Here is a 385-nt window from a genome sequence, read left to right as displayed (position 1 = left end):
TCAGCTTTTTTCGCCCAGGCGGAGCTCGACCGCAAACTAAAGTGATTGTGGACTTCCTCCGCACTCACCGGCACCTGTATTCCATCGAGCGGATGTGCCACGTGCTCAATGAGCATGAATACGCTATTTCACCAGCAACGTTCTACCGCTTCCAGGCCCGTGGTTTCGGGCCCACCCCTGCCGAGCTGGATGAGGCTTACACCGCGCACCGGCTCTTTGAGCTGTGGCGGGCCAATCGGCGGGTCTACGGGCGACGAAAACTATGGAAAGCCGCCCACCGGGCAGGCTGGAACATTGGCCGTGACCAGGTGCAACGCCTCATGAATATCCTTGGAATCGCGGGTGTACTCCGACGCAAGACCACACGCACCACCGTTGCTGATCC

The 385-nt window shown here is 59.5% G+C and carries 1 protein-coding gene; it reads left to right on the top strand.

The annotated features are described in order from the left end of the window. Window positions 1-47: 47 nt before the first annotated feature. On the top strand, window positions 48-385 hold a 338-nt coding region (locus HMPREF2656_RS13610; RefSeq protein WP_141761030.1), incomplete at its 3' end, for an IS3 family transposase.

It is taken from the genome of Corynebacterium sp. HMSC034B08 (genome assembly GCF_001835805.1).
Classification (GTDB): domain Bacteria; phylum Actinomycetota; class Actinomycetes; order Mycobacteriales; family Mycobacteriaceae; genus Corynebacterium; species Corynebacterium coyleae.
The sequence above is the reverse complement of the archived record's forward strand: the minus strand, read 5'-3'. Positions and strand labels throughout refer to the sequence as shown.